Origin of the sequence: Rathayibacter sp. PhB179 (genome assembly GCF_004345345.1) — a bacterium.
GTDB classification, from domain to species: Bacteria; Actinomycetota; Actinomycetes; order Actinomycetales; family Microbacteriaceae; genus Rathayibacter; species Rathayibacter festucae.
In genome coordinates, this window is sequence record NZ_SLVD01000005.1 from 349,242 (window position 1) to 356,589 (window position 7,348).

The window sequence follows — 7,348 nt, forward strand, 5'->3', positions numbered from 1 at the left end:
TCCCGGGTGGTGCGGTGCGGCGGTCTTGCCGAGAATGATAACCCACGGTTATCATCAGCGGGTTGATAACGTCAGGTTATCAGCCCTCCGCTCGGGAGCATCCGATCGCCACCGAAGGGCAGCACCGTGACCAAGCAGATCTTCCTCGGCGCGTTCGAGGAGTTCACGCCGAACTTCATCAGCAACGCCTGGCACCACCCCCGCGGCGACACCCGCGGTTTCGCCACTCTCGAGTACTGGCAGGACCTCGCCCGGAAGCTCGAGGACGCCGGCTTCGACTTCCTCTTCCTCGCTGAGGCACTGGGCTATCCGATGAGCGGCGACGACGTTCCGGAGGTGGTGATCCGCGAAGCCGTGCAGGTCCCCGTGCACGATCCGCTCGTCCTCGTCAGTGGTCTCGCGGCGACCGTCGATCGCCTCGGCTTCGTCGTCACCGCCTCCACCACGGCACAGCAGCCCTACCTCAACGCACGGACCTTCACCACGCTCGATCACCTGACGAAGGGACGCATCGCCTGGAACATCGTCACCTCCGACAACCAGGTCGCACTCACGAAGCTCCTGGGGCACGACGGAGTCACGCCCCACGACGAGCGCTACCGCCGCGCCACCGAGTTCGTCGAGCTGTGCCTGAAGCTCTGGGAGGGCGCGTGGGAGGACGACGCGGTCGTGTACGACAAGGCCACCCGGACCTACGCCGACCCCGCCAAGGTGCACCGCATCACCCACCAGGGCGAGTACTTCCGCTACGACGGCTACTTCCCGGCGATCCCGTCGGTGCAGCGCACACCGCTGCTGCTGCAGGCGGGCACCTCCTCCGCCGGTCGCGCCTTCGCCGGCCGGTACGGCGAGTGCGTCTTCATCCAGGACCGCGACCTCGACAAGGCCGCCGCCACGGTCGCCGACCTGCGGACGAGGGCGGAGGCGAACGGCCGCGACCCGCGGCACATCACGGTCATCCCCTCCGTCTCGATCATCGTCGGAGACACCGAGGAGGAGGCGTCTCGACTGCGCGCCGAGCTCGACGCGACCCCCTCGCGCGAGGCCGCCGCCGCGCTGTTCATGGGGTGGAGCGGAGTCGACCTGATGTCGTTCCCGCTCGACGCGACCCTCGCCGAGGTGACGACCGAGGTCGGGCAGACCATGCTGGCGATGTTCCAGCAGCCCGAGTACAGCCCGACCGTCGCCGAGATCCTCGACGTGATCACGTCCTCGATCGGAGGGATGCGCGTCACCGGCACCGCGGAGTCCGTCGCCGATCAGCTGCAGGAGATCGTCGACCGGACCGACGTCGACGGCTTCCTGATCGAATACACCTACGGCGCGTGGGAGACCTACCGCGACTTCGCCGAGCAGGTCGTGCCGCTGCTGCGCGAGCGCGGCATGCTGCCCGAGACGCCCCGCTCCGGATCGATGCGCGAGCGGATCCTCGGACTCACCGCGCCCACGCTGCCCGCGGGCCACCCCGGTGCCGCGTTCCGCGCGGGCGCGGCCTTCTGAGGACGGCGGGTCCGCAGACCCGGCTTCCGAGGGCGGTCGATCTCCTTGGAAGAGACGCTTGCAGACATGCTGGTCGAGTTGCCCCAGAGGGGCGTATCGAGACCCGCCGTCATCAGCACGGCGGGTCCGCAGACCCGGCTTCCGGCGGCGGTGGATCTCGATACGCCCGCTTCGCGGGCTACTCGATCAGCATGACGGAGCTTCCCGCCGGCCCGGTGGTGCCGCCTTCTCTGCGCCGCCGGCTCAGTGCCCAGATGAACATCAACGCGCAGATGTGCATCATCGGCTACACGACTGCATCGTCGCCTCGTGCGCCCGCCGCGTTCTCGCGTAGCGGGCGCACAAGCGCGTTCCCAGGATCAGACTCACCACCCCGCCGACGAGCGTCGCTGCGACCAGGACCGTCCAGGTCGTCATGGTGGAACTCGGAGTGAGAGTGACCCAGTAGAAGAGCCCGGTGCCACCGCCGACGACTGCAGCCGTGACCACCGGTGCGATCACGGCCGCCCTCTTCTCTGCGAGAGTCCACGAGGAGCAGAGCAGCAGCGCAACGATCCCGATCAGCCAGCCCGCGCCCGGGATCAGCAGCCAGCCGAACGCGTACGACAACGAGCTCGCAACGGCGAACCACGGGCGATCGAAGACGAGTCCACTACTGCTGGACGACCCGCCGGCCGCCGAAGCGATACGCGCAGGGGTCCCGAGCTCGGAGATGCGCTCTCGCGCAGCGTCGTCATCGAGGCCGTCCAGTTCCTCCGCTATCCCCCCCGTAGATCTCCTCGCGGAGTTCGGCGCGCACATCGGCGAGCGCGACCTTCAACTCTTCCAGGTAGCGGTCAGCTACCCGCGAGGTGGAGGCAGTCATGGGGTTCCCCTTCCGATCGTCTGGTTCACCTGACTGACGAACGACGGCCACTCCGCTCTGAAACGGCCGAGTTCGATCTTCCCCACGTCAGTCAGTGAGTAGTACTTCCGCGCAGGGCCTTGATCGCTCGGCACGACGACAGCAGCGATGGACCCCCGATCACGCAACCGCCCCAGAAGGGGATACAGCGTCCCGATGCTCCCGATGACCCCCACCTCCTGCAGGCGTGTCGACAGCTCCCACCCGTACATCGGCACACTGTCCAGGAGCCCGAGGATGCAGAACTCAGCAACGCCCTTTCGAAGCTGAGCGCCGACGCCTTCTATCATGCGTCACAGGTTACCCGCGCCGGGGCCCGAGTCGCCGGACGCCGCATCGATCGGACACGTCGAGAGGGACGACGGACCTCCTCCGGTAGCTGGACGGCGACGTCGGTGGCCGTCGGGCTGGGTGCCGCCGGCATGACTATGGTTCCCTCTCCGGCGTCCTCTCGAGGTCGAACTCGTGGAGCCGCATCCGATCGAGCACGTGCCGGGGACGGACGTTGGAACCGCTGACCACTCGTGGCGGTGATCGACCCCCTGACGGGACGGCCCCGGCCTGAGCGATCTCCCGTGAGAGGGTGATCCGCATGCAGCCCACGACAGCGGTCCGGATCTCGGTGGTCGCGGCGGCCGTTCTCTCGTCCGCTCTGCTCTCCGGCTGTGCAGGAACTCCCGCGGAGCCGATCGTCGAGCGGACGTCGCAGATGGCCGTCGACTACCCCTCCTACGACCTGCCGCAGCTCGTCGGGCAGGCCGATCGCATCATCGAGGGCACCGCCGTCTCGACCCGCGACGCCGTCCTGTATCCGACCTACGAGGGCACCGATCCGCTCCTGAATCCGCTGAGCGAGGCGTCGGAGGAGGAGCAGCGCGCCGCCAGCCTCGAGGGCGCCATCGCCGTGACGGAGGTCGAGCTCGAGGTGACCGCCGTCCACAAGGGCGAGGCGGGTGACCGGCTCACCATCACGCAGACCGGCGGCGTCCTGGACGGTGTCCGCTACACGACCGTGCAGGAGCCCCTGCTCGTACCCGGGAGCTCCTACCTGCTCTTCCTGCACGAGGGCGAGCGTCCCGCCCTCCTCGGCGGGGGCGCGGGCAGCTACGAAGCGGCGGACGGCGGCTACCTCGCCATGGCCGCGCAGGCACCCGTCGAGTCGTTGAGCCGCGACGAGCTGGCGCTCCTCCTCGCCGAGGACCGCCGCGCCACCGAGTGATGCGGGCACCCGCCGGACTGCAGCAAGGGCTCTCGAATACGCGGTGGATCTCGATACGCCCGCTCCGCGGGCTACTCGATCAGCATGGGAGGGCACACGCATACTGGTCGACACATGCTGGTCGAGTAGCCCTTTAGGGGCGTATCGAGACCAGCGCCTCCGTGCACATGTGGATCTCGATAAGCCCGCTCCGCGGGCTGCTCGATCAGCATGAATCGCTCATGCCCTGCAGACGCTCGACCGAGTCCGACCCATGCTGGTCGAGTAGCGCCGTGGGCGCGTATCGAGACCCGCGCGAAGCCCGGCCGCGCCGGATGCTGCGGCCTAATGCGCTCGCGGCTGGAGCGCGACCGGGAGGGTCAGCTCGCCGCGCTCGACCAGGCTCTGGAGGGCTTCGAGGACGGCGGCCTCCGGCTCGTACCGCGGCGCATAGCCGAGGAGCGTCGTCGCCTTCTCGATGGAGAAGTACTGGCTGCGGTGCAGGTGGCCCCAGCTCGCGTCGGCGAGGTCGTCGCCCGCGCTGCGGCGGAACTCCTCCCAGCCGACGCTCTCCAGCACGGCCTCCCGCCCGAACCAGCCCGCGGCGATCTGCGCGAACCCGCGGACCGTGAGCGCCGAGGGGGCCACGATGTGGAAGTCCTCCCCCGCGGCCGCCTCCGGCCGGGCGACCGCGAGCTCGAACGCCTGGGCGACGTCGTCGGCGTGCACGTGGTGCAGGGACTCCGCGCCCGAGCCCGGCATGCGCAGCGTCCCGCCGGTGGCCAGGGTCTCCCAGACGGCGGGGTCGAGGTTGCCCAGCGGGCCGATCGGCGCCCAGCCGGGTCCGCTGATGTGGCCCGGGTGCAGCGTGGTGGTGCGCAGGCCGCCCGCGGCGGTCTCGGCCTTCAGGAGGAGGGCGATCGCCTCCTTCTGGCGGCCGTACTCGTCGATCGCGGGCGTCCCCTCGCCCTCCCGGATCGGGAGCTTCAGGGTGGGGCCGTAGCGCCAGACCGATCCGCAGCTGATCAGGTGGCCGACGTGCCCGCGGAGCCCCTCGACGAGGTCACGCGCCGAGTCGACGGTGAAGCAGACCAGATCGATCACCACGTCCGGAGCCAGATCGCGGACCCGGGCGGCGAAGACGCCGTCCTCGTCCTCCTGCTGCCGATCGGCGACGACGCTCCGCACCTGCTCCCACTCCGGGCCGGCGGTGTAGGGGGTGCTGGTGCCGCGGGTGATGGTCGTGACCTCGTGCCCGGCGCGGACGAGCCGGGGGACGAGGAAGGAGCCGATGTGGCCGCTCCCGCCGATGACGACGACGTGCATGGTGGCTCCTCGGGGGTGGTGACGGGCGGTGCGCTCCACTCCACCACACTCGCGACCGGCGGCGCTGGTGCCCCTCCCCTGCTCGGACGTCGGTCGCGCTGCCCTGCGCATCGGCTCAACCGGGACGTCTCGAGCGAGGGCCGGAGACGCCTGCCGCTCAGAGGGCGGCAGGTGGCACCGGTGGTGGGTTCGGGATCTCGAAGACGGCCGACCGCGGCCACATCAGCGTCGGCATGCGCTTCCGCTCGGGCTCGCCGAGGATCAGCGCGGCGGCGAGCAGGTCCGCGGCATGCGCGAGGACGTGCTCGACGTAGGCGGGGTGCACCCAGTGCGGTCCGGAGAACGCGGAGATCAGGTCCTGGAGGGCACGGACGGAGTCGTGCTGATTCTCGTCCCGCGGGGTCATGGCGGCTCGGATCGCTAGGAGAAGCCCGCTCGGCCGAGCGATGTCACCCATCGGCGGGAGAGAGGTCGTGCACCTCCGCGACGCGGCCGGCATCCGTCACAGTACGCCTCGGACGACCCCGGAGAGGTGTTTCACGAATATCCCGGTGACACCGCAGAAACAGCCCTTCGCGTCTCCGTCCGGGCGATTGCGCGACCGATCGTCCCGGATCGGTGCGGGCAGTGCGGAACGGGGTTAGTCTCAGAGCCCATCCGAGACCTCGCGTGGCGAACCGCACCCTTCCCGGGCGCACGCGACGGCGGGACCCCCATGGGCAGGCTGCACGACGACTCCGGCCGCGGGACCGACGTCGACGACCGGCTCCTCGCTCCCCTGCAGCTCATGATCGGGACGGAGCTCGGCACGAGCGAGTGCACGCGCGTACCCGGCCTCCTCTCGTGAGCACCAGCCGGGCGGGCGGCGCCTTCGGCGAGGAGATCGACCGGCTTCTCGCCTCCTTCGCCACGCTGCTGCCCGCCGAAGACGCGGCCACCTCCGTGCTCGGCGCTCCCTTCGACATGCAGACACTCGCGGCGACCAGCCGTCGAGCGGCGACTCTCGACGAGACGCAGATCGACCTCGGCGAAGGGCCCGCCTGGAGCGCGTACCGCGCCTACCGCCCCGTCGAGATGCAGGTCGACGACGAGCGGCACTTCGCCGCCTGGCCCGTCTTCGCGCTCTCCGCGGAGGCGGCAGGAACGAGGACGGTCCTCGCCGTCCCCCTGGTCATCGGCACCTCGAGCATCGGCGCGGTCACCCTGTACAGCAGCACCTCGATGCGGCTCGACGCCGAACAGCTGCAGCTCGCGAGCCGACTCTCAGGAGCGCTCGCCAGGGCCGTGGTCGATCAGGCGATCAGCCTGCCGGAGAACGGGAGGCTCGCCCGTGATCCCGCGCTCTCGCGCCGGGAAGTGCACCAGGCGACCGGGATGGTGATCGGCCAGACCCGGTCGACACCGGCGGACGCCCTCGCGATCATCCGCGCCTACGCCTTCGCGGAAGGCATCGGAGTGCGCGACGTGGCCGCACTCATCCTCGCCGGATCGCTCGACTTCTCCCACGATCCGCCCGCGTGATCCCCCTCTTCCGAGGCGGTCGACTGCGGATCCAGTCGGCGGTGATCAGTGCGCCCGGCGCGCCGAGGGTCTCGAGATCGATGCCGCCTCTCGAGACGGTCGCGGGATGGTCTCTCCGGCCGATGAGGTGGCCGGTGCACCATCGCCGATCACCTCCGAGATCGTCTACCGTGCGGTGATCACCTCACCGCGCATCCCGAGCGCCTGGAGGTCGACACCCGTCGAGGAGACGATCGCCTCTCCGGTATCGCCGTCGTAGACGACGGTGTAGACGTCCCACCTCTTGGCCGGAATCCCGTAGGGCGCGTCGTTCATGACAGGGGCGTGCACGCTCAGAGCCCACATCGGCGCTTCCGGTGAGATTCGAGTGTCGCCGCCGAGTCCCGGGGCGCAGGAGGACAGCTCCGCATACGTCGCCCGCACCGCATAGATCGGGTACTGCTTCTTCTCCTCCGCGCTGAGCGTGGAGAGGTGACTTCCGGCGCCGTCGGCCAGGTCGAGCGCCGGGTTCGTCAGCTGCTGGACGTCGATCATCGGCCCGTCTGCGGTGTCAGCAGTCAGGGGGCACGGCGGGGCTTCCGTCGGGAGTGAAGACGGCTGGGGGTCCCGAGTCGAGGCCGGTGCTGCCCGTGTCTCCGTCGAGGTGGGCGTCGTCTTCGCGGTGGCGTCGATGGTGACGGGGCCGGAGCGGATGCGCATCGTGGTCGTGGTCTGTGTGAGGCTCACGTCCTCGGCGCCCAGGACGTCCATCAGCCACTGCTCGCCGTCGTTGCAGGTGACGATCGTCGTCGCAGGGCCCGCGGTGATGACCCAGACGGAAGGCTGCAGGCCGGCCGCTTGCAGCTCGTAGGTGAGCCCGTTGCAAGGCTCGTTCACGCTGAGCTTCGACTGGCCGTCGA

The 7,348-nt window shown here is 69.8% G+C and carries 9 protein-coding genes; 4 read left to right on the top strand and 5 right to left on the bottom strand.

Annotated features, from left to right (window positions below):
- Window positions 1-126: 126 nt before the first annotated feature.
- Window positions 127-1,500 (top strand): NtaA/DmoA family FMN-dependent monooxygenase, encoded by a 1,374-nt coding sequence (locus tag EDF43_RS12915; protein WP_165909109.1) that lies wholly within the window; start codon window positions 127-129, stop codon window positions 1,498-1,500.
- A 279-nt stretch (window positions 1,501-1,779) separates the two neighbouring features.
- Here EDF43_RS12915 and EDF43_RS12920 read toward each other — a convergent pair whose 3' ends face one another.
- Both EDF43_RS12920 and EDF43_RS12925 read right to left on the bottom strand, forming a co-directional pair.
- Window positions 1,780-2,301, bottom strand: coding sequence for a hypothetical protein (locus EDF43_RS12920; protein ID WP_132437243.1), 522 nt, complete (start codon window positions 2,299-2,301; stop codon window positions 1,780-1,782).
- Window positions 2,302-2,361: 60 nt separating this feature from the next.
- Complete coding sequence (locus tag EDF43_RS12925; RefSeq protein WP_123733258.1) at window positions 2,362-2,694, bottom strand: PadR family transcriptional regulator; 333 nt, start codon at window positions 2,692-2,694, stop codon at window positions 2,362-2,364.
- Window positions 2,695-2,996: 302 nt separating this feature from the next.
- Here EDF43_RS12925 and EDF43_RS12930 point away from each other — a divergent pair, with 302 nt between their 5' ends.
- Entirely contained in the window at window positions 2,997-3,623 is a 627-nt protein-coding gene (locus EDF43_RS12930) for a hypothetical protein (RefSeq protein WP_132437244.1), read from the top strand.
- A 324-nt stretch (window positions 3,624-3,947) separates the two neighbouring features.
- Here the strand turns inward: EDF43_RS12930 and EDF43_RS12935 are convergent, their stop codons facing one another.
- Together EDF43_RS12935 and EDF43_RS12940 are read right to left on the bottom strand one after the other, a co-directional pair.
- Entirely contained in the window at window positions 3,948-4,928 is a 981-nt protein-coding gene (locus EDF43_RS12935) for an NAD-dependent epimerase/dehydratase family protein (protein ID WP_132437245.1), read from the bottom strand.
- A 157-nt stretch (window positions 4,929-5,085) separates the two neighbouring features.
- Window positions 5,086-5,334 (bottom strand): hypothetical protein, encoded by a 249-nt coding sequence (locus EDF43_RS12940; protein ID WP_132437246.1) that lies wholly within the window; start codon window positions 5,332-5,334, stop codon window positions 5,086-5,088.
- Window positions 5,335-5,643: 309 nt separating this feature from the next.
- On the opposite strand from EDF43_RS12940, the gene EDF43_RS22525 reads away from it, so the two are divergent.
- Both EDF43_RS22525 and EDF43_RS12945 read left to right on the top strand, forming a co-directional pair.
- A complete protein-coding gene (locus EDF43_RS22525; RefSeq protein ID WP_279389005.1) occupies window positions 5,644-5,775 on the top strand; it encodes a hypothetical protein in 132 nt (43 codons plus the stop codon).
- Window positions 5,772-6,449 (top strand): GAF and ANTAR domain-containing protein, encoded by a 678-nt coding sequence (locus EDF43_RS12945; RefSeq protein WP_132437247.1) that lies wholly within the window; start codon window positions 5,772-5,774, stop codon window positions 6,447-6,449. Before EDF43_RS22525 ends, EDF43_RS12945 begins: the two co-directional genes overlap by 4 nt.
- 165 nt (window positions 6,450-6,614) lie before the next feature.
- On the opposite strand, the gene EDF43_RS12950 is transcribed toward EDF43_RS12945, so the two are convergent.
- On the bottom strand, window positions 6,615-7,348 hold a 734-nt coding region (locus tag EDF43_RS12950), incomplete at its 5' end, for a hypothetical protein (RefSeq protein ID WP_207901741.1).

Bases quoted from the DNA above. Each gene is read 5' to 3' on its own strand.
- EDF43_RS12930 (WP_132437244.1), top strand. From the start codon at position 2,997: ATGCAGCCCACGACAGCGGTCCGGATCTCGGTGGTCGCGGCGGCCGTT.
- EDF43_RS12920 (WP_132437243.1), bottom strand. From the start codon at position 2,301: ATGTGCGCGCCGAACTCCGCGAGGAGATCTACGGGGGGGATAGCGGAG.
- EDF43_RS22525 (WP_279389005.1), top strand. From the start codon at position 5,644: ATGGGCAGGCTGCACGACGACTCCGGCCGCGGGACCGACGTCGACGAC.
- EDF43_RS12940 (WP_132437246.1), bottom strand. From the start codon at position 5,334: ATGACCCCGCGGGACGAGAATCAGCACGACTCCGTCCGTGCCCTCCAG.
- EDF43_RS12925 (WP_123733258.1), bottom strand. From the start codon at position 2,694: ATGATAGAAGGCGTCGGCGCTCAGCTTCGAAAGGGCGTTGCTGAGTTC.
- EDF43_RS12935 (WP_132437245.1), bottom strand. From the start codon at position 4,928: ATGCACGTCGTCGTCATCGGCGGGAGCGGCCACATCGGCTCCTTCCTC.